General features: G+C 70.2%; 18 protein-coding genes. 6 read left to right on the top strand and 12 right to left on the bottom strand.

Annotation, left to right across the window (positions count from 1 at the left end):
* Positions 1–8: 8 nt before the first annotated feature.
* From ACFWBY_RS07770 to ACFWBY_RS07755, 4 genes are all read right to left on the bottom strand, one after another.
* A complete protein-coding gene (locus tag ACFWBY_RS07770) occupies positions 9–1,220 on the bottom strand; it encodes a mucin-2 (RefSeq protein WP_385343768.1) in 1,212 nt (403 codons plus the stop codon).
* A gap of 95 nt (positions 1,221–1,315) precedes the next feature.
* A complete protein-coding gene (locus tag ACFWBY_RS07765; RefSeq protein ID WP_385343765.1) occupies positions 1,316–1,801 on the bottom strand; it encodes a hypothetical protein in 486 nt (161 codons plus the stop codon).
* Entirely contained in the window at positions 1,798–2,187 is a 390-nt protein-coding gene (locus ACFWBY_RS07760) for a hypothetical protein (protein ID WP_385343763.1), read from the bottom strand. Before ACFWBY_RS07760 ends, ACFWBY_RS07765 begins: the two co-directional genes overlap by 4 nt.
* Positions 2,188–2,239: 52 nt before the next feature.
* Positions 2,240–4,432 (bottom strand): alpha/beta hydrolase, encoded by a 2,193-nt coding sequence (locus ACFWBY_RS07755; RefSeq protein WP_385343760.1) that lies wholly within the window; start codon positions 4,430–4,432, stop codon positions 2,240–2,242.
* A gap of 102 nt (positions 4,433–4,534) precedes the next feature.
* On the opposite strand from ACFWBY_RS07755, the gene ACFWBY_RS07750 reads away from it, so the two are divergent.
* Positions 4,535–4,756 carry a hypothetical protein gene (locus ACFWBY_RS07750; protein ID WP_385343757.1) on the top strand — a complete coding sequence of 74 codons (222 nt, stop codon included), beginning with the start codon at positions 4,535–4,537 and terminating at the stop codon, positions 4,754–4,756.
* A 30-nt stretch (positions 4,757–4,786) separates the two neighbouring features.
* On the opposite strand, the gene ACFWBY_RS07745 is transcribed toward ACFWBY_RS07750, so the two are convergent.
* Positions 4,787–5,356, bottom strand: coding sequence for a hypothetical protein (locus ACFWBY_RS07745; protein WP_385343754.1), 570 nt, complete (start codon positions 5,354–5,356; stop codon positions 4,787–4,789).
* 197 nt (positions 5,357–5,553) lie between these two features.
* Here ACFWBY_RS07745 and ACFWBY_RS07740 point away from each other — a divergent pair, with 197 nt between their 5' ends.
* Complete coding sequence (locus tag ACFWBY_RS07740) at positions 5,554–5,814, top strand: WXG100 family type VII secretion target (RefSeq protein ID WP_385343751.1); 261 nt, start codon at positions 5,554–5,556, stop codon at positions 5,812–5,814.
* Positions 5,815–5,902: 88 nt separating this feature from the next.
* Here ACFWBY_RS07740 and ACFWBY_RS07735 read toward each other — a convergent pair whose 3' ends face one another.
* Complete coding sequence (locus tag ACFWBY_RS07735; RefSeq protein WP_385343748.1) at positions 5,903–6,163, bottom strand: hypothetical protein; 261 nt, start codon at positions 6,161–6,163, stop codon at positions 5,903–5,905.
* Between the two features lie 248 nt (positions 6,164–6,411).
* On the opposite strand from ACFWBY_RS07735, the gene ACFWBY_RS07730 reads away from it, so the two are divergent.
* Genes ACFWBY_RS07730 through ACFWBY_RS07720 form a run of 3 tightly spaced genes read left to right on the top strand, consistent with a single transcriptional unit; the run spans position 6,412 to position 8,650 of the window.
* Positions 6,412–7,065 (top strand): hypothetical protein, encoded by a 654-nt coding sequence (locus tag ACFWBY_RS07730; protein ID WP_385343745.1) that lies wholly within the window; start codon positions 6,412–6,414, stop codon positions 7,063–7,065.
* A complete protein-coding gene (locus tag ACFWBY_RS07725; protein WP_385343742.1) occupies positions 7,053–8,075 on the top strand; it encodes a hypothetical protein in 1,023 nt (340 codons plus the stop codon). The genes ACFWBY_RS07730 and ACFWBY_RS07725 overlap by 13 nt, the downstream gene beginning before the upstream one ends.
* A 50-nt stretch (positions 8,076–8,125) precedes the next feature.
* Entirely contained in the window at positions 8,126–8,650 is a 525-nt protein-coding gene (locus ACFWBY_RS07720) for a hypothetical protein (RefSeq protein WP_385343740.1), read from the top strand.
* Positions 8,651–8,938: 288 nt separating this feature from the next.
* Here ACFWBY_RS07720 and ACFWBY_RS07715 read toward each other — a convergent pair whose 3' ends face one another.
* The 6 genes from ACFWBY_RS07715 to ACFWBY_RS07690 form a co-directional block, all read right to left on the bottom strand.
* Positions 8,939–9,508: a hypothetical protein gene (locus tag ACFWBY_RS07715; RefSeq protein ID WP_385343737.1), complete on the bottom strand. Its 570-nt coding sequence runs from the start codon at positions 9,506–9,508 to the stop codon at positions 8,939–8,941.
* Between the two features lie 45 nt (positions 9,509–9,553).
* Positions 9,554–10,990, bottom strand: coding sequence for a PE-PGRS family protein (locus ACFWBY_RS07710; RefSeq protein WP_385343734.1), 1,437 nt, complete (start codon positions 10,988–10,990; stop codon positions 9,554–9,556).
* Positions 10,991–11,052: 62 nt separating this feature from the next.
* Positions 11,053–11,898, bottom strand: coding sequence for a hypothetical protein (locus ACFWBY_RS07705; protein ID WP_385343732.1), 846 nt, complete (start codon positions 11,896–11,898; stop codon positions 11,053–11,055).
* A 268-nt stretch (positions 11,899–12,166) separates the two neighbouring features.
* Positions 12,167–16,615 carry an FtsK/SpoIIIE domain-containing protein gene (locus tag ACFWBY_RS07700; protein WP_385343730.1) on the bottom strand — a complete coding sequence of 1,483 codons (4,449 nt, stop codon included), beginning with the start codon at positions 16,613–16,615 and terminating at the stop codon, positions 12,167–12,169.
* A 175-nt stretch (positions 16,616–16,790) separates the two neighbouring features.
* On the bottom strand, positions 16,791–17,621 hold the full coding sequence (locus tag ACFWBY_RS07695; protein WP_385343727.1) for an MBL fold metallo-hydrolase: 831 nt from the start codon (positions 17,619–17,621) through the stop codon (positions 16,791–16,793).
* A gap of 238 nt (positions 17,622–17,859) precedes the next feature.
* Positions 17,860–18,723: a menaquinone biosynthetic enzyme MqnA/MqnD family protein gene (locus ACFWBY_RS07690; protein ID WP_385343724.1), complete on the bottom strand. Its 864-nt coding sequence runs from the start codon at positions 18,721–18,723 to the stop codon at positions 17,860–17,862.
* Between the two features lie 237 nt (positions 18,724–18,960).
* Here ACFWBY_RS07690 and ACFWBY_RS07685 point away from each other — a divergent pair, with 237 nt between their 5' ends.
* Complete coding sequence (locus ACFWBY_RS07685; protein WP_112451444.1) at positions 18,961–19,164, top strand: cold-shock protein; 204 nt, start codon at positions 18,961–18,963, stop codon at positions 19,162–19,164.
* The last annotated feature ends 160 nt before the right edge of the window (positions 19,165–19,324 follow it).

Here is a 19,324-nt window from a genome sequence, read left to right as displayed (position 1 = left end):
GGCACCCCTCAGTCGAACGGATTGTATTTGCTCACCAATTTCTTGGCTCCATCCGCCAGCTTGCCCGCACCCTTCGAGATTGCCTCTCCCGCCTTGCCCGCCGCGTCCGCCACCTTGCCCGGCCACTGTTTCACCGTGTCCCAGTTGTCGACGATGGAGGCCACGCCGTAGACGATGCCGGTCACCGCGACGGCGCCGATCGTGATCGGGTTCGGCGCGATCATCGCCGCCGTCAGGGATGCGTTGAAGGCCACGCCCGACACGTCCGCCACGTATCCGGCCTTGTCCCTCTTGAACGCCTCGACCGGGTTGCCCTGCTGGTACAGCTCATAGGCCCCGACACCGGTAGCGACGACACTGCCCGCCACTCCGGCCCCGCGCCAGAACCCGGCCGTACGCAAGGATGCCCCGGCACCTGCGGCAAAGCGGGACATGAGCCCGCCGTTCGCCGAGCTTCCCGCGTTCAGCCCGACCCTGATGAGACTCGCCTCGTAGGCGTGCAGGCGGCCGCCGAACACCTGGGCGAGACGCTCGTTGCCCGCGAAGGCGTTCAGCAGTGGGGCGGGGATGAGCCCACCGAGGCGTGCGCCTTGGAGACGTACCGCGCTCGGCAGCAGCGACGATCCGTTGCCTCTCAGGAGCTGGGCCAGCGTGGTCCCGGGCGCCTTGAGCGGAGTGCCCTTTCTCCACAGCTTGATGAGGTCCCACGCCCCCTTGCCCCCCTTGAACAGGGCGCCGGGCGCCGATTGCACGAACTCGACGAGGTCGTAGTAATCGGCGACGACCTCGCCCATCTTCTTGTCACCGGTGATCTTGGCGACGGCATCGCTCTTCATGCGGTTCTGCCAGTCGCTGTACGTCTCGTTCTTCTGACGCTTCACCCAGTCGAAACTGCCGTCGTCGGCCAGGGAGGCCGCGCCCGCCAGGATCGCCAGCTGCGGGTTCAGCGCCAGGAGCGCCGCGTCTTCGGCCGAGAAGCCGGCCCACAGGAATCCTCCCGTCGGATCCCCGTTCTCGGCCTTCAGGATGCCGGCCCGCTTGCGCAGGTCCGGCGCGGTTTCCGCTGTCCAGGTCTGGACCGGCCTCAGAGGGCCGAGCTTCGCCGTGACGCCGAGCGACGAGGCGCGCGTGAACGCCTCGGCTATCTGGTCCTTCGATCCGCCCCTACCGTCCAGCAGCTTCGCGAGCTGCTCGAGGTCCTCCGGATTGGCCTTCCTCATCAGCTACTCCCCCGTGCGAACATCCGTGCAGTCCTACAAACTGCCCAGCATATCCCCGAGGTTGAGTCGTGCGGACGAGGGGTGTCCGCTTCGCGTCAGCGCGGCGGGGCGACGCTCCCCGTGAAGGTCAGCCCGCGGCTGGAGGCGTACAGCCGGCCCTTCCCCACGCCGTCCTTCGAGATCCGGGCGGAGCGGTCGTCGCTGTCGGTCGCCTCGGGGGCCACCCGCCAGCCGTGTTCCGCCAGGTACTGCGTACTCGCCCGCAGCAGCGCGCCGTTGGACGCCGTCTCCTGCGGGTCCCACCCCGCGACGCGGGCGGAGCCGGCCTCGAACTCGTCGTCCGGGTACACGGCGCGCGGCGCGGCCGCCCTGATCGCCGCACGGATCTCGGCGGACAGGGCCGCCTCCGGCCCGGTCTCCGGCCCGTTCTCCTGCCCGGTCTCCGGCCCGTTCTCCGGCCCGGTCTCCGGCCCGTTCTCCTGCCCGGTCTCCGGCCCGGTCTCCGGCCCGGTCTCCGGCCCGTTCTCCGGCCCGTTCTCCTGCCCGGTCTCCCGGCCGTCCTCGTCCCGAGTGCCGCTCACGCGTCGCCCTCCAGCAGGCCGGCGAAGGAGATCGCGGGGGGCTGCACGGCGAAGGAGCCGCTGCCGAGGCCGGGCAGTACGGCGTACAGCGCGGGGCCGGCGGCCGCGGGAGCGGTGCTCTCGGTGTCCTGGATCGTCCAGCCGGCCTCGCCCAGCGCCTCGGCCAGCGCGGCCGTCAGCTCCGCCGCCGTGCGGGTCTCGGACTCGTCGAAGGCGGTGACCGACACGGCCTCCGGCCCCACGGGCGAGGGCACCTCCACCAGCGTGGCGTCCCCGAGGACGGCGCCGAAAACCGCCCCGGCCTCCTTCACCAGCCGCTTGCGGTCCCTCTTGGCCTGCCCGGAGGCCGCTCGCCCGGACGCCGCCTGTCCGCTGTCCTGTCCCATCCCTGCTCCCTCCGGTCCGTCTGGATTCCCTGCGCGTACCCCGGTCAAGAGCCTATAGACCGATGAACTTGCCCACGCCCTTCACGATGTCCTTGCCCTTGTCGACGGCCTTGCCACCGGTCTCGGCCGCGGACCGGGCGATGTCGCCGCCCTTGTCCACGATCGTGTTCTTCGCGTCGTTCAGACCCCCGGCGATGTCGGGGACCTTGTCGTAGATCTTGTCCTTCGCGCCGTCCGCGATCTTCCAGATGTCCCCGGCGTTCTCGCCCGCGTTCCAGGGCCGCACGAAGGTGTCGCCGAGCTCCAGGACCACGTTCCCGCCGTCCTTGAAAAGCCCTCCGGTCAGGTCCTTGGTGTCGTTGTAGATCTGGGCGCCGTCCTTGCCGAGCTCCGTGCCCAGCTCCTTGACGTGCCCGCCGACCTCGTGGGCGCCCTTGTCGATGATGTCGCCGAACTGGTTCACGTCGTTCGCGATCCGGTCGACCTCCAGGAGCTTGACCACCGGCCACGTGGTCACGTGGAGCAGCTTCTCGGAGGCGATCTCCGCCGCCTTGCCCGCCGCGGCGGCGACGAAGTCCGGCGCTCCCTTGTCCTTCGCCGCCTTGTACGTCTCCTTGTACGCGACGTTGCCGGCGAGGTCGTTGATCTTCCCGAACAGCTCGTCCGGCGGGACCCGGTCCCACATGTTGTGCTTGCCCAGCACGGAGTGGACCTCCAGCAGGAGCTCCTTGACCCCCATCCGCCCCGCGAAGTGGGCCTGCACGGCCGCGTCGAGGTCGCCGCCCATCTTCACCACGACGTCCGGCGGGATCTTCCCGTGGAGGAAGCCGACCATCTCGCGCGCCTCGGCCGCGCCGATCTGCTCGTCGTCGAGGGAGGTGTGCGTGAACGTCATGGGCTTGGCGTCGCCGCCGAAGAAGATCCGCTGCATGTTGGCCAGGGACCCGGTCTTCGGGTCGTAGTACTGCGAGTGGCCGCTCGCGCCGTCGGTGCCGAGACGGGTGATGTCCTTGAAGTCCGCCGGGTCGTTGCCGTGCCCCTGCGTGTACGAGACCCAGTCCCCGGGCGCCCGCATGGCGAAGAACTTGGTGTTCGGCATCTTGAAGTCGGCGACGGAGTTGATGTTGGGGCCGAGGCCCGGACTGCCCATGAAGGTGACGTTGTCGACGTTGGTCAGGCCCGCCTGCAGCGCCTTGCTCGTGACCAGCGTCCCGTAGCTGTGGGCGAAGATGTCCAGCCCGGCGTTCGGCTTCAGGTTGACGGATATGCCCTGGCGGAACGCGTTCAGGGAAGCCCCGCCCTCGAAGGCCTTGGCGGGGTCCACGGAGTCGCCGAGCTCCGGGGTGTCGTAGCCGAGCCAGCTGACGACGGCCGATCCCGGCTGCTCGACTCCGTTCTCATCGGTGACGAGCTGGTATCCGCCGCTGGAGAAGCCGTTGAAGTTGTCGAGCCGGTTGGTGATGCCCGGAACCCGGAACGCGACATTGTCCGCGTTCTCCAGGTCTCCCACCACTTCGGCGATCCGGCCGTCCGGGAAGGGCGACGCCTTGGCGTCCGCGGTCGAACCGAAGTGGGGATCGAAGACGAGGAACTGCCGGGGCACCTCGACCTTCATCTTCTCGCCCGTGTTCGGATCGAGAACGGTCTTGATCCGCGGGTTCATGAAGCTCCGCAGCGTGTCCACGCGCTCCTTGGTGCGCTTGTACGCGGCGTCGGTGGGCTTGAGCGTCGCCAGGTATGCGGCTTCCTTGGTGTACTCCGACTGGATCGTCAGCCGGTTCGCCGCGAAGCGGACATTGACCGGGACGCCGTCCAGGTTTCCGACGAGCAACGGATCCGCGGTCGCGAGCGCCGCCTGCTGTGCGGGAGAGAGCGTGGCGAAGTAGTCCTTGACCGCCTGGGCACGCTGCTGCGGAGTGCCGTTCTTCTGCTCTGCGAGGAGTGCCTTCAGGTCGGCCTGGAGCTTCTTCCCCGCGTCCGGTTCACCGGGAACGCCCGGGGGCAGTCCGAATGCCGCGAGCGTCTCGAAGGGCGATTCGGAGGGGGAGCGCATGATGCCCGCGCGGCGCCGCAGGTCCTTGGCCGTGTCGCCCAGCCAGGAGGCGATCGCGGGCAGACCGGCCACGTGTCCGCCTGCCTCTAGTGCGGATGCCCTGCTCTTCAGCTGGGGAATCGCACCGGCCTTGCTGTCCAGCGATTTCGCCAGTCGGTCGAGCATCTCCGGATCCGCAAAAACCATGGCCATGGCGGCGTATCGTAATACTGCGGACTGTTGAATGACCAGCGTAGCGATCAACTGAGCAGGGATACGGGGCGATTTGGCATGGGGGCGAACGAAGCAGCCGATTTGCGGAAGTTGGCCGACGACCTCAGGGCCCTGCTCAACGAGCCCATCGAGATCGCGGCGGACCGCAACGCCAAAGCGGACGAGCAGTGGCAGGGCCCTACCGCGACACACGTTCGCGGGGAACTCGCCCTACGGAAGACGCGCCTGGGAACGATGGCCGACGAACTGGACAAAGAGGCCGGCAACCGGAAGGACAAGACGTCCGGGAACCAGCCCAACTGAGCCACTCGGACGCGCGTCCGGCGCCACCCCTTACTCCTTCATGTACTTCGGGTTCCGAAGACAGTCCGTCACGATGACGGCGGAGAGTTTCGGAATGACCGCACCCGAAGTCGTCTTGAACGGGTAGGCGATGACCATGACGGTGCCGGCGCCCGGCTTGTCCACGTATTTGATCACTCCGTCGGGCTTGCCGACCGGGGCGGTGTCCGGCCGCTCACCCGCCGTCCACCCGCCCTGACGTGTGAGACGGCTCACGACGCCGCTCGCCAGCTCCTGCGGCGTGCGGCCGTCCGAGGCCACTCCGGTCAGGTCGACGTCGAACGTGGACTTCACCTTGCTGGCGTCCTTGCCGTCGGTCAGGTCCGGACCGCCGCAGTCGGCGTTGTCGCGCAGGCCTTCCGCGGGCTCGATGTCCGGCATCGCCGGCTTCATCGCGTCCCGGACACCGGGGAGCATGGCGTCCAGGGCGTCCTGATACGTACGCCCGTCGTCGCCCTTCTCCGGCGATCCCGACCCGGAACCGGGCAGCATCGAGCAACTGGAGACCGCCGCCGCCACGAGGACGGCGCACGAGATCTTCCGAATGGTTCCGGTACGCAACTGTTCGTCACCACCCTGGTTCCGTCGGTCACCGACACCCGGTCCAGGCGGTGCGGGGCCGCCCCTCTGGTCCCTACGGGCTCAGCATAGTCACGGATGCGCGTTCGGAAGAGGGATCCATTTCGCTTAGGGTTGCGATAGCGTCCGTTGATGCGAACGGAACGTCCGTCGTTCACAGTTACACGGGGAGGGCCGCCATGGATCGTGGCGCAGATATCAAGCAGCTCAGGGATCTGGCCAAGCTGTTTCACAACAAGGCCGGGGATCTGCAGACGCTGATCAACAACCTCAACACGTCGACCTCCGGCAGCACCGGCTACTGGAAGGGTCCGAAGTCGGACCAGTTCCGCCAGGAGTGGGAGACCGCTCGCGGAACCTTCACCAAGTGGGTCGACACCCTCAACGACGCCAGCAAGTCGGCGTCCACCAGCGCGGACAACATCGAGCGCGCCACCTGATCCGTCCTGCGGATCGGAAGTCTCACACGACAGCGGGGCGTCCACCTGAACCAGGTGGACGCCCCGTCGTCGTGAACCGGCCCGAGTGTCAGGTCTTGGGCTTCTGCAACTCCTTGGCCGCGTCCGCACTCTGCTGGGCCTCTTCGCGCAGCGACTTCGCAACCGTGCCGCACGTGGTCTTCCAGGTACCGAGCTTCCCGCGCACGTCCGTGGCGTTCGGCCCCTCCCAGGTCTTCATCTCGCCCATGCTGAACTTCTGCGGCGCGTCCATCATCTTCTCGATGTGGTCGGCGAGCGACCTCAGAGCGCCAGCGCGCTGGTTGAGTTCTTGAATGTCCGGGTTACCCATGGCAGCCTCCCCCGCTGTCTCGACAACGGGGCCAGCATATCGAGGGGCGGGGGTGCACCCCACCTGCGCCGCTGCGTCCGCGCCGTCGCCTGATGAGGCGATTGCCCGGCGGCAGCGCGCGTCGCAGGTCCGGGAGTTGCGCTTCGCGAACATCCTCCCGGTCGTTACGACTGTCATCGCACATGGCTACGATGCCATCATCTGATCAGCGAATGACCGAGTCGCAACAGACGTGAGGGAAGTTGACTATGCACGCGCGAACCCGGGTCGGCCTCGCCCTACTTGCCGCCACACTCTCCTTGGCGGTGACGGCCTGTGGCGCAGACGCCAAGCCGACGGCGAACCCGTCGATTCCCGGTGTGGACGGCGCCACGGCCGCGCCTTCCGCCTCGCCCAGCTCCTCGGCAACGGCCGACGCCGACCGCCCGAAGATCACCTTGCCCGCGGACGACGTTCTCGTCTTCGAGGGTGAGAACACCGGCGACCCGAAGACGGACGCGGTGCTCCGCGACAACGCCGAGCACATACGGGCGGTCGACGACGCGATCGCGCGCAAGGACCCCAAGTCCGCGGCCGTGGCCTTCTACACGAAGGACACCGCCCTGGTGGACACCAGCACGTGGATCAACGACTTCATCAAGGACGGCAAGACCGTAACGGGCACGGTCCGGCATTTCGCCCGCAAGGTCACGTTCCTCAAGGACGGCGCCGCCGCAGTCACCTACTGCGCCGACGAGAGCAAGGGGTTCACGAAGGACGTGAAGACGGGCAAGGTCGACGTCACACCCGCCACCAAGAACTCCTACGTCTTCTACAACGAGCGTCTCGAGCAGAACGACAAGGGTGTCTGGCAGACGGCCAAGACCATCTCGGAGCGAGGATTCCAAGCATGCCAGCCGTGATGCGCGGTCGAGCCGCGACAATAGTCCTCCTGGCCGCGCTCGCCACGGCCCAAGCGGTCCCCGCGGCCCACGCGGACCGGGGTGGCGGCAGCAAAGGCGGGGTGAAGGGCCCGAACGGCCAGAACATCACCGCCGAGACGAAGATCCAGGTCAGTGTCCCCGGCAACCCGGGCTCCGCCAAGACCGGGACGCTGAGCTCCGAGGACAGCAACTGGACTCCCCCGCCGTGCTGGTACGAGCCGGCGTTCTCCCCCCAGGAGATCGAGTCCACGGTCAAGGCCGTCGACGGCGTGCCCATCTTCGGCGACGTCTTCGCGAAGATGCTCAACGGGTACTACAAGGACGGAACGCCCTACAAGGACTACAACCTGGACAAGCAGGGCAAGGGCATGTTCTGGGCGTCCGTGGTGAACCCCAAGCGCAAGGACGACCCCGGCGCCACCGCCTGCGACAAGCTGCCGTTCTGGGTCGACAACGGCGCCACCCCGAGCGAGCCGCTCGCCGTCAGCCCCGAGGTCCTCGCCGAGTACGCCTACGACGAACTGCGGCTGCCCGACACCACGATCACCATGAAGCCGGCCGACAAGTCCACGGTGAACCTGCCCACATGGGCCTGGCTCGACAAGTCGACGTTCAGGCCCGTCTCCGTGACGGCGAGCATCCCGAACTCCGGCCTGTCGGCGACCACCACCGCCACTCCGGTGTCGCTCAAGATCGACCCCGGCACGGCCGACGCGCAGCTCCACCCGGCGGGCGGCGTCTGCACCTTCGGCCCGGACGGCAGCATCGGAGCCCCCTTCAGCCCCGACAAGGCGAACCAGACGCCGCCCTGCGGTGTCACCTACCTCCGCGCCACCACCGGCTCCGGCCCGCACAAGCTGCGGGCGACGGTGACCTGGAAGGTGACGTGGACCAGCACCGGCGACCCGAATCCACACGACCTCCCCAGCGGAACCTTCGGCACGTCCCAGGACGTCACGGTCCAGGAGATCCAGGCCGTCAACCGGTAGTCGCCCGCCGACCGCCCCGAGATCGACCGAGAGAGACCGAGAGAGACCGCATGTACGTCGAGAAGCTCCCGAAGACCTGGTCCGCGATATGCGTCGGCCTCTACCTGGCCGGCGTAGCGGCCATGGGCGTGGACTCGGTCCCCGAGGACACGGGTCCGTGGCTCGCCGTATCGGCCCTCTTCCTGCTGTTCCTGCTGCCCTGCCTCGCCGTGCCGATCTCGAAGCGCATCTACAACCGCATCCGCATCGACCCCGCGCAGGGCACCCTGCGCGTGGGCCGCGAGCGGTTCCCCCTCGCCGCCATCCACCCGGGGTCGGTCCAGGTGGCCCTCCAGCAGGCGGTGCCCGGGATGGCCATCCGCTACGCCTCGTCGGCAGCGAACATCGACGGCATTCCCGGCCTGCGGGAAACGGAGTGGAACACCCCGCGGCTCGTCGGGGGCGGCTGGGCCGTCCCGATGGGGATGGACACCGTGGTGCTCACCACCCGCGAGGGCAAGGGCCTCACGATCGCCACCCACGACCGCACGTCCTTCCTGACGGCCCTGGCCAGGGCCACCGGCGTCGCCTACTGAGGCCGCGCCACCGGGCGGGTGGGCGGACGGCAACCCGCCCGCCCGGTGCTACGTGGCCGGGGCGCCCGGGACCGCCCCCTCCGCCGGCTTGCGGTTCCCGTCGCGCAGCACCGCCAGGGCGAAGCCCAGCCGCCGGTCCAAAGCCGGAAAGGCGACCTGGATCAGCCGGCCAAGCTGATCGACGGCCGGGGCGGGGTACGGGACGAGGCGTTCACCCGGGCCTCCTCGCAGGGAGGGGGCGGCTGGCCGGGGCGCTCGATCCGCTCCGCGCCGAAACCCCGAAACGTGTCACGCGATCGGGCCCTCGTCCCGGCGCGGGGTGGTGAAGATGCTCTCCGGAATGGCGAGGAGCGCGCTGATGGTGGACAGCGCCGACGTGTCGACGAGCTCCAGCACGATCGCGACCGCGAGGTCCGTGGGGTCCACGTCTCCGACCGCCGTGCCGAGCCTGGTTCCGCCGACCCCGCGCACGACGCGCCCGTTGCGGAGCGAGACGGTGGCACCCTCACGGGCGAGTACGCAGTCGCCGCCGGTGACGTACGTGTACTGCCGGTCGCGGTACGAGATCTCCAGCCGGCGGGACTTCTTCCGCAGGCCTTTGACTACCAGTTCCAGGCCGGCCACGGTGCCGTCGACCTTGAGCCAGCCGCCGTCCAGTGAGGGCGTCGACTTGGTCCCTCCGCTGAAGAGCGTCTCCGGGAACCTGTCTCCCCTCAGGTGCGCCTCGCGGGTGGGCGCCTGTCCGGGTCCGGGGAACTCCCTGTACACCTCGACGTGGCCGAACCGGCCCGTCACCCCGCGGTATGCCGAGAGGTGCTCCTCCTCCACCGGTTCCAGTTCGAATTCGAAGCCGTTCATACCGCCGCCACTCGCCGTCATTCGTCCCGTCCTGGCCACGCGTCCTCACCACTTGAGCGGGTTGAGCTTCTTGACCGCGCTCTTCCCCTTGTCCTTCACCCAGTCCTTGGCCTTGCCCCCGCCCTTCTTGATGTCGTCCCAGTGCTCCACGACCTTCGCACCGCCGTAGATGATCCCGGTGACGCCGACCGCCCCCAGTGTCCACGGGTTCGGCGCGACCATCGCCGCGGTCATCGAGGCGTTGAATCCGCCCTCGGCGATGTCCGCGACGTACTTGGCGCCCGACTCCCGGCTCCCGAAGTGCTTGCGCGGGTCGCCCTGGGCGATGACGTTCGCCGCGCTGTAGACCGTGGAGAACGCACTGCCCGCGATCCCCGCGCCGCGCAGGAATCCGGCCGTCCTCCCCGCCACCCTGAGCCCCGAGCCGAGCGAAGAGAGGCGGCCGTTGCCGAAGAGCTTCATGTCGGCAGCCATGTTGCGCGTCACCTTGATCAGGCTGGCGTTGCCGGACCGGGCCACGACCTGGCCCGAGTGCGTGAGGCCGCCGTACATCGCGGCCAGCCGGTCGGAGCCGACGAGGAAGTTGATCGTCCTGTTCGCGGTGAGGGTGGTGCCCAGGATCGGGCTGTTCATGACGCCGCTGTTGCGGAGCCAGTTGAAGCCCGTGCCGATGTGGCCGGCGACGTAGCCGCCGACACCGGGGACCTGGGTGGCGTTCTGGTAGAGGGGGTTGCCCGCGGCCAGTGCGCTGAGGCTTCCCGGCAGCCAGCTGCCGGGCGCGGCGAGCGAACGGATCGGCGGGCTCCAGTCCCGCAGGTTCCGCCCCCAAGCGCCGAACTTGTTCGGAGCCCACGGCCGGGAGCCCAGGATCCGCAGCTGCCTGCTCGCCCATAATTTGAGGCTGTTGGCCCAGCCGCCCTGGGCGACGGAGTTCCCCACTAGCACCCTGGTGACGTTGCCGGCGTGGAAGGTGGCGACGCCTCCGGTCCCCAGGACCCCCGTCACGTCACCGTAGATTCCGAGGAACTGCTCGATCTGCTTCTCGTACGGCGCGAGCGCGGGGATCGAGGCGAAGGCGTGCGCCCGAAGCCGGTCCACCCAGTCGGCCAGCGATTCGTTCGACTGGCGCCGGAACACCGCCGACTCCGGTCCGTCACTGCTCGCCATGGCGTTCACCAGCAGCAGTACGTCCGGCGCGGCATAGATGAGCCCGGCCTTCGCCACGTCCTTCGCGTCGAAGCCCGCCCACTTCGCGCCCGCCTCGGGATCACCGTCCTCCAGGCGTCCGATGACCGCGCGCCTGCGCAGGTCCGGGGCGTTCTCGGAGGCCCACGTGCGCATCGGGCGCAGAGCCGCCACCTTGCTGCTCACGCCCAGGCTGGAAGCTCTCGTGAAGGCTTCGTCGATGTTGTCCTGGGCGCCCCCGCGCCCGTCGAGCAGTCTGGCCAGCTGGTCGAGCTGGTCCGGGTTGACGTTCCTCATGTGCGGTTCCCCCCGGTTGCGTACCGTCCGCTTGCGTACCGTCCGCTCCCCGCGGCCGTCGGTCAGATTCCGGCGGCCCCGTCGACCATGTCCTCGCGGTCCGGCAGCAGGTCCGTGAGCTTGTCCCAGATGTCGCCCGGGGTGGTCCACGCCACCACGAGCGGGCTCGCCGGCGTCACCTGGCCCGGCATGATCGGCTCTTCTGGCTGCTCCCGGACCCAGTAGCCCAGCGGGCCGCAGTCCCAGGTCGCCAGGGCGCGGACCATGGCCGTGCGCTCGTTTTCGTACGTGCCGTCCCAGGCGGTCGTGACCCGCCAGGTGGCGTTCAGCGCGAGGACCAGTTCCAGGAACTGCTCCAGGGCGTCGCCGGTCAGGTTCGCGTCTGCCGCCACCGCCGCCTGGCGGGTCAGCTCGCGCGCGGCGGCCTCGTCGCCCGCCGCCTCCGCGATCGCCACGAACACCGCGTCCAGGGTGGCCATGGTGGTCTCGACGCGGGCGGTCTCCGGCGCCTTCTGGTCCGGCTCCCCGCGGTGCAAGTTGATCTTGCGGGCGAGGTCCCACACCAGGGTGGCCGGCTCGATGGGGACGTACTCGGACTCCTCCTCCCCGGGCCAGCCGTCGTGGGAGATGACCGCGTCGCCACCCACGATGATGCCGTGGTTGACCGCGCCGTGCTCGCCGGTGACTTCGACCTGGATCACGAGCGCCGGCGCCGCCAGCGCGCCCAGGAAGTCCCTCAGGAGCGGAGCGAGTTCACCCTCCTCCCCGATCAGCCCGATCCGCTGGAGCTCCACGAGCGAGTCCCACAGCTCGTCGGGCGGGGTCTCGCCGTCCAGCAGGTGGGCGAAGACCCCGATGTGGCGGTCAGCCAGCCGGAAGCGGGCGCGGGAGCTGTCGTACGAGGGCATCTTTCGGCTCACTTCTTCGGGTTCTGAAGGTCTTCCGCGTCCTGGGTGTGCACTTCGTGGTTCCCGAGCCGTGCGTACGCGGCGCGTCCATGAGGAGCGCGCCGTGGCCGGCAGAGAACTGTCGTACCGTCAGATCAGCATATCCACTTACGGCTTGCCATCCAGATGCGAACAAGCCTCTCCCGCAACGAACTCCACGGACCACATGCGGCGGCGGGGCGCCCACCTGTAAGAGGTGGACGCCCCGCCGCCGTTCAATGGCTCCCGCTCAGTCCCGCATCACGCCCTGGACCGGCATGAACGAGCCTCCGGAGGCGAGTAGGCCGCTGCCCGCCGAGCCGCCGCCCGTGTTCGACGGGAGGCGGATGCCGAACAGTTCGCCGTCCTGCGTGCTCTGCGGTGTCAGCAGCAGGCCGTTGCGCGACTTGCGCGCCGCCGTCACGAAACCCCGGTACTGCGACGACAGGGCGTCGGTCGTACCGGCCGTCAGGAGGCCGAGGCCGCCGTCCGCCCCCTTGCGCAGCAGGGCTTCCAGGGCCTCGTCCAGGCGGGTGTCGTAGAGCAGTTCGGCGTCGTCGGCGACCACCACGTACGGGCGTCCCTCCGCCTTCTCCGTCAGTTCGGCCAGGTCGTCCTCGCGGTGCTCCGCGTTCAGGAGGCCGAGGACACCGGGGCGGCCTTCGAGCTCCCGCAGCGGCGAGCGCCGCGGGGTGATGAGGACCAGCGGGGTGCCCGCCGCCAGGAGCGACTCCGCCGCGCACAACAGGGCCATGGAGCGGCCGGACTTCGGGGGGCCGGCGATCACGAAGCCCGGGCCGGACTCCTCCAGGTCGACGCCGAGGGGGGCCAGTTCGTCCCCGCCCACCGCGAGCAGCGCCCACAGCGGCGACGGCGCGGTGAACTCCGGGTCCAGGTCGAGCGCTTGACGGGCCGTGATCCGCGCGGGCAGGGCGTCGACCCGCATCGGGCGGCGGTGCGTCGGGACCCGGCCGTACCGGGTCTGCACCGCCTCCGTGATCTCCCGCAGCATCCGTACCTGGGCCTGGCCCGAGGGGTCCGGGTCGAGCAGGGCGATCTGCGTCTCGTCGATGCCGGTGTCGGTGATGCGCAGCGCGCGCCCCGGGCCCATGTTCTTCGGGACCTCGCGGGGGTGGATGCCGGCCACGGCGTAGTCGTTGGGGTCGGCGAAGCGCAGGATCAGCCGGTCCTGGAAGGCCGAGGCCACCATGCCGCTGAGGCCGCTGCGGTCGGCGGTCATGACCACCTTGAGGCCCACCGCCGAGCCCTCGCGGAAGATCCGCTGGACCATCTCGATCAGCTGGCCGTAGTTGTAGGCCTCGAAGGACGAGACGAAGCCCTCCCAGCTGTCGAGCAGCAGGACCATCCACGGCAGGCGGTCCTCGGGGGCGGCCGCCGCCCGCTGCTCGGCCGCGCTCGACGCCCCTTCCATGGCGAGCAGCTGCTGGCGCCTGCTGATCTCCGTCAGCAGGCGGTCGATGAGCCGCCGTACCCGGTCCGGCTCGTCGCGGTTGACCACGGCGCCGACGTGCGGCAGCCGTACGAGGGGCAGCAGGGCGTTCGACCCGCAGTCGATGCCGTACACGTGGACGTCGCCCGGGTCGGTGGCGCGTGCCAGCGCCCCGGCCAGCGTGCGCAGGGCCGTGGAGCGGCCCGAACGCGCGCCGCCGGCCAGCATCGTGTGCTCGCCGCCCACGAAGTCGAGTCCGAACGCCGCTCGGGCCTGCTGCGCCGGGAGGTCGGTGAGCGCGAACCCGATGGACGGGACGTCCCCGTGCGCGGGCCGGGCGGGCGCCTGCGGCAGGTCCTCGAGCGTGACGTGTTCGGGCAGCGGATCCAGCCACGGGCTGCGCGGAGCCGGGAAGCCCATCGACTGCGAGCCCGCCCGGACGGCGTCGACGAGCACGGCGAGGTCGGTGACCATCGTGCCGTCGTCGCTCGCGTCGGCCGCCCGGGGCAGCGGACGGCTGTACGACTGCCAGGTGAGCGGGACCAGGTTGGCCTTCGGGCCGCTGTTCCCGGTGGCCGGGCGCCGGCCACCGATCCGTGCGGACTGCACGCCCACGAGGGACTGGGCCCCGGAGCGGACGAAGGCACGTCCGGGGGTCGACTTGGCGATGGCGCCGGAGTCGGGGGCGTCGATGACGTCCTGCGACTCGGTGCCGTCGGTCACGCGCAGCGCGATGCGGAGGTTGGTGTTGGCCCGGATGTCCGCGCTGACCACACCGGCGGGGCGCTGCGTCGCGAGGATCAGGTGCACGCCCAGTGAACGGCCGCGGCGCGCGATGTCGACGAGTCCGGCGATGAAGTCGGGGAGCTCGGCGACCAGCGAGGCGAACTCGTCGATGACCAGCACCAGCCGGGGCATCGGCTCCAGCTCGGGGCGCAGCTTCCTGGTGTCGTTGTAGTCCTCGATGTCCTTCGTGCCCGCGTTGAACAGGATCGTCTCGCGGTGGTGGAGTTCGGCGGCGAGCGAGGCCAGGGCCCGCTCGGTCAGGTGGGCGTCGAGGTCGCTGACCATGCCGACGGTGTGCGGGAGGCGGGCGCAGTCCATGAAGGCGCTGCCGCCCTTGTAGTCGATGAGGACGAAGTTGAGGGCGTCCGGCCGGTTGGCCACGGCCAGCGAGGCGATGATCGTCTGGAGCAGCTCGGACTTGCCCGCGCCGGTCGTACCGGCGATGAGGGCGTGCGGTCCGTCCCGCCGGATGTCCAGGGTGAACGTTCCGTCGGCCGCGATGCCGATGGGCGCCGAGGTCGTCGAGCCTCCGGCCCGCCAGATCTTCTCGATGTCGGTGCCCGTCGGGTCGGGCATGCCGAGGAGGTTCAGCAGCCGGGCCGCCGTCGGCAGGGCGCCGCCCGCGTCGTCGCGGCTCACGTCGCGCACCGGCGCGAGGGAGCGGGCGAGCAGCTCGCACCACTCGGGTCCGACCTGGTCGGCCAGCACTTCGCCGACGGACTCCAGCCCGCTGCCGCGCAGCCGCACCCGGGTCGGTGACTCGTAGGTCCACGCGACGACCGCCGAGCACTCCTCGGGGAGGACCCGCTCGTCCTCGTCCAGGCAGAGCGCGAAGATCCCGTACCCGGGCCCCTCCTGGAGCAGTTGCGGCACTCCGGGGACCCGGCGCAGGAGCCGCGCCCCGTCGAGCACGAGCAGGACGAAGGGATCGGGGACCATGCCGCCGCTCATCGAGCTGTGGTCCTCGCGGGCGGCCTTGCGCCGGCCCAGCTCGTTCAGGAGCTCGTTCACGCGGCGGGTGATGGCCTCGGAGTCGGATCCGACCAGGGCGACGCAGTCCTGCCCGAGCTGGGGCGAGGTGTGCGGGAGCCAGTGGGCCCAGGCCCAGTCGGCGCCGGTCTCGCGTACGGAGGACAGCACGACGAGCGAGAGGTCGCGGGGGCTGTGCAGCACGGCGGCCTGTACGGCGAGCCAGCGCACGGTGGCCAGGGCGCGGGCGCGGTCGCCGGCGACTCCGACGACGCGGAGCTCGGCGAACGGCAGGGTGACCGGTACGTCGGCCAGCAGGGGGGGCTCCGGCTTGTCCTCGGCGTACCCACCGCGGGCCATGGCCAGGTCGACGTCGGCGGGGAGGGCTCCGACTCCGATCCGCAGCTGGAGGGCGTCCACGTCGGTGATCCTGCGCTCCCAGAGGCGGCGGCGCGGTCCGGTCGCGAACAGCAGGACCTCGGCGGGGTCGGGGCTGTCGGCCCGCCGGTGGGCCTGGTCCTGCTTGCCGAGGCGGGCCAGCTCGGCCTCGTAGGCGGCGACGTCCTTCTTGTACTGCTTGACCGAGGTCTTGTTCTTCTTCTTGCCCTCACGGTTCTCGCTGATCCACTGGCCGAGCATCATCACCGGGGTCATCGCGCAGAAGAGGAGCATGTAGATCTGCTTGGTGACGGCGAACATGACCAGGCCGAAGATCATCGGGGTGAAGGCCGCGATCATCTGGAAGCGGGCCTTCTCCGACTTGGACGGCAGGACGGGCACGACCACCCGGGGCCGCGGCCGCAGCGGCGACAGCCGGGGCGGACGGTTGTAGGCGAGCCCGCCCTCGCCCGTCGCGGACAGGTGCGCGTCCGGCTCGCCGACCGCGTCCAGCACGAACAGCGAGTCCCCGGCCCGTACGAAGACCCCCGGCGGCCAGGCCCGGACCCCCTCGGCCTCCTCGCCGTCCAGCAGCACCCCCGCGCCCTCCTGGGCCTGGAGGGTGGCGCTGCCCTTGACGTCGATCGTCACGCGCGCGGCGACGGGGGCGAGCGCACCGTCCGCCACCGGCACCGTGCAGGTGGGGGCGGAACCGATGGTGGCCGTGCCGACGCCGAGGCGGACCACGCGTCCGGCGCCCGGGCCTGCGGCGATCCGCAGTTCGTAGCGGCCGGCGGGTTCGCCCCGGCGCAGCAGCGGCCCGATCGCGTCGTCGACGGAGACCCGCATGCCGTCGCGCAGGATCCCCGCGGCCGGGGCCGCGGGCTCGCAGCGCCGCCCGTCGGCCCACAGGGTCGGCCCGGCCGGCGCCTGCCGTGCGTGACCGCCGTGCAGCTGCACCACCACCTCGCGCGCCGTGCCGCCCGGACCGGGCCCGCCGCCGAAGGCCGAAGCCAGCGTCTGCGCCACGTCGTGGGCCGTCGCCGACTCGTCGGCGTCGACCACGACGTCCTGCGGGGGTATTCCCCCCTGTACGACCGTCACCCGGACTCGCATGCCCCGTCCCCTCACCGTCAGCGCGTGCTGCGCCGCCCACCCACTCGGTTCTCGCTGATCAAATGAGGCTAGTACCTGCGTGATGTGCCGGGAACAGCCGCCCATGGGCTGAGCCGTCCCGGCCCGGCCGGGCACGGGTCCGCCAGCCCCTCGCCCGCCGGGTCGGGCCGCCGGGTCAGGCCGCTGCCGCCGGGGCGGGTGTCGAGGGTTCGAAGCCGGCGAGCATCTGTTCGAGGGCCTGTTGGTCCGGGCCCACGAAGGGGTCGAGTCCCGGTGCGAGGCCCACCGTGTCGATCATCCGGGCGACGAGTCCGAGCCCGGAAGCCGGCGGCAGGTGCGTGGAGAAGACGTACTCGGGATCCATCTCCTTGACCGGCCGGACGGTGGCGAGGAACTTCTCCCGGTCGGCGAGGCACGCCCAGGGGCTGTCCACGGACGCCCAGAACAGCTGTCCGGCGCGCAGCTCTTCGGGGCCGACGGCGCCGGCGTCCCCGCCCGCCGCGAGGTCCGCGTCCGGCAGGGGCGAGCCGAAGCAGTCGGAACTGAAACAGGCCCGCGAGCGGTCGTCGTAGAAGCCCACGGTCGCGGGGTTGTCGAAGAGCGGGGGCCGGAAGGCGGTCAGCGAGCGGTCCCCGACGTCCAGGCTCTGGCCGGGGTTGAGCAGGAAGACGCGGTCCATCGGCAGCGGGTGCTCCGTGGACATCACGCCCACGCCCAGGAAGGTGGTCACCACGCGCGCCTGCGGGGCGGCCTCCAGCAGGGCGAAGATCCCGCCGGTGTGGTCGCGGTCGGGGTGGGTCAGCCAGATCCACCGCACGTCCGCGGGGTCGACGGCCTCGGCCAGCGTCGTGAGGAAGTCCCGGTCGGGCAGGCCCAGGCCGGTGTCGACGACGACGGGCTCCCGCGCGTGCAGGACGAACGCGTTGACCGGGAGGAAGCCGACGCCGGGCACTTCTAGGGCGTCGCCCAGGACGCTGACGTCCCGGCCGACTCGGCGAGTGGTCATGACGGAGCTCCGATGGCCCCCTGGGTGAGCTCGCTCGCGGTCGCCGGAGGCGTCCCGCCTCCTCCTCCATCGTGCTCTCGGCCGGGGCCGCCCGCACGCCCGCATTACCCGGCCGGCGCCTCGCGGACGGGCGGGAACGCGGTCCGGCCGGGAACCCGGACGTGAAAGGAGGACGCATTCCCGGTAAACACCGCATGAGCCTTTCTACCGGACCGAAAGGCGCATGCCATAAGACGCTTCAATACCCCGGGCGGGCGGCTGCGAGAAGCTCCACGGCCACGTCCGGCGCATACCCCGTTGTCGGTCCCGTCCGCCGCGCGAATTCACGTACGCCGGCGAGCTGATCGGGGCCGAAGCGGAAGTCGAGGGTCGTGAAGTACCGCTCCAGCAGTTCCGCGTCGAAGGCCTCCCAGCGGGCCGCCTGCTCGGCGACCTTGGTGACTTCCTCCAAGGACACGTCGCGGGAGGCGAGGAAGGCCTCGTGGACCTTGCTCACGACGAGCGGCTCGCGCTCCAGGTAGTCCTTGCGGGCGGCCCAGACGGCGAAGACGAACGGCAGTCCGGTCCACTCCTTCCACATCAGCCCGAGATCGTGGACGGCCAGCCCGAGCCGGGGCGCGTCGTGCAGGGAGGCCCGCAGGGCGGCGTCGCCGATCAGCACCGCCGCGTCCGCCTCCTGCATCATCAGCCCCAGGTCGGGCGGGCAGGTGTAGTAGTCGGGCCGCACTCCGTACTGCTCGGCCAGGAGCAGCTGGGCGAGGCGTACGGACGTGCGCGAGGTCGAGCCGAGGGCGACGCGGGCGCCGTCCAGCTGGTCCAGGGGGACCTGCGAGACGATCACGCAGGACATGACGGGGCCGTCGCAGCCGACCGCGAGGTCGGGGAAGGCGACGAGCTCGTCGGCGTTGCGGAGGAACTCCACGAGGGTGATCGGCCCGATGTCGAGGCTGCCCCGGACGAGGCTGGCGCTGAGGTTCTCGGGGGTGTCCTTGGTCAGCTCCAGGTCCAGCAGAGTGCCGGTTCTGGCCAGCCCCCAGTAGAGGGGCAGGCAGTTCAGGAACTGAATGTGGCCGACACGGGGCCGGCTGCGATAGACGTCCACATCGCGAGACTAGCCCCCGTGTCGGCGTCAGCCGTCTGGCGGGTCTCAAACGTCCGAGTGACGTGATCTTTCCCTCTGGTCTCGGCCGCAGGGTGCGTGCTAGGCTCGTCGCAAGTTGCAGTTTGGTTTCCCTTGCAGTACGAGGCCTGCGGAGAATGTGACCCGCAGGCTTTTGTAGTTTTCAGACTTCTTAGCAGGTTCTGGAGCAGGGCGACCCTTTGGCCCATAGGAGGGCTCATGGCTACCGGAACCGTCAAGTGGTTCAACGCTGAAAAGGGCTTCGGCTTCATCGCCCAGGACGGCGGCGGCCCGGATGTCTTCGTCCACTACTCCGCGATCAACGCCGCTGGTTTCCGCTCCCTTGAGGAGAACCAGCTGGTGAACTTCGACGTCACCCAGGGTCCGAAGGGCCCGCAGGCGGAGAACGTCACCCCGGCCTAGTCGCCTGGGCCAACCAATCGCGGTTGGATATGCAGTACCCAAGGAGCCCTGTCTTCTCCGTGCGAGCGGAGTCGACGGGGCTCCTGCCTTTGCCCTGGCCGGGTCGTCGGACGGGGCCTACGCCGAAGCGCCCCCGGCACCGTTGGCACGGTGCCGGGGG

This window comes from Streptomyces sp. NPDC060049 (assembly GCF_042736715.1).
Taxonomy (GTDB): domain Bacteria; phylum Actinomycetota; class Actinomycetes; order Streptomycetales; family Streptomycetaceae; genus Streptomyces.
Note: the sequence above shows the minus strand (reverse complement) of the source record. Positions and strands in the feature narration are given on the sequence as shown.

Bases quoted from the DNA above. Each gene is read 5' to 3' on its own strand.
- ACFWBY_RS07735 (WP_385343748.1), bottom strand. From the start codon at position 6,163: ATGGGTAACCCGGACATTCAAGAACTCAACCAGCGCGCTGGCGCTCTG.
- ACFWBY_RS07700 (WP_385343730.1), bottom strand. From the start codon at position 16,615: ATGCGAGTCCGGGTGACGGTCGTACAGGGGGGAATACCCCCGCAGGAC.
- ACFWBY_RS07685 (WP_112451444.1), top strand. From the start codon at position 18,961: ATGGCTACCGGAACCGTCAAGTGGTTCAACGCTGAAAAGGGCTTCGGC.
- ACFWBY_RS07755 (WP_385343760.1), bottom strand. From the start codon at position 4,432: ATGGCCATGGTTTTTGCGGATCCGGAGATGCTCGACCGACTGGCGAAA.
- ACFWBY_RS07770 (WP_385343768.1), bottom strand. From the start codon at position 1,220: ATGAGGAAGGCCAATCCGGAGGACCTCGAGCAGCTCGCGAAGCTGCTG.
- ACFWBY_RS07705 (WP_385343732.1), bottom strand. From the start codon at position 11,898: ATGCCCTCGTACGACAGCTCCCGCGCCCGCTTCCGGCTGGCTGACCGC.
- ACFWBY_RS07710 (WP_385343734.1), bottom strand. From the start codon at position 10,990: ATGAGGAACGTCAACCCGGACCAGCTCGACCAGCTGGCCAGACTGCTC.
- ACFWBY_RS07730 (WP_385343745.1), top strand. From the start codon at position 6,412: ATGCACGCGCGAACCCGGGTCGGCCTCGCCCTACTTGCCGCCACACTC.
- ACFWBY_RS07725 (WP_385343742.1), top strand. From the start codon at position 7,053: ATGCCAGCCGTGATGCGCGGTCGAGCCGCGACAATAGTCCTCCTGGCC.
- ACFWBY_RS07695 (WP_385343727.1), bottom strand. From the start codon at position 17,621: ATGACCACTCGCCGAGTCGGCCGGGACGTCAGCGTCCTGGGCGACGCC.
- ACFWBY_RS07720 (WP_385343740.1), top strand. From the start codon at position 8,126: ATGTACGTCGAGAAGCTCCCGAAGACCTGGTCCGCGATATGCGTCGGC.
- ACFWBY_RS07740 (WP_385343751.1), top strand. From the start codon at position 5,554: ATGGATCGTGGCGCAGATATCAAGCAGCTCAGGGATCTGGCCAAGCTG.
- ACFWBY_RS07760 (WP_385343763.1), bottom strand. From the start codon at position 2,187: ATGGGACAGGACAGCGGACAGGCGGCGTCCGGGCGAGCGGCCTCCGGG.
- ACFWBY_RS07715 (WP_385343737.1), bottom strand. From the start codon at position 9,508: ATGAACGGCTTCGAATTCGAACTGGAACCGGTGGAGGAGGAGCACCTC.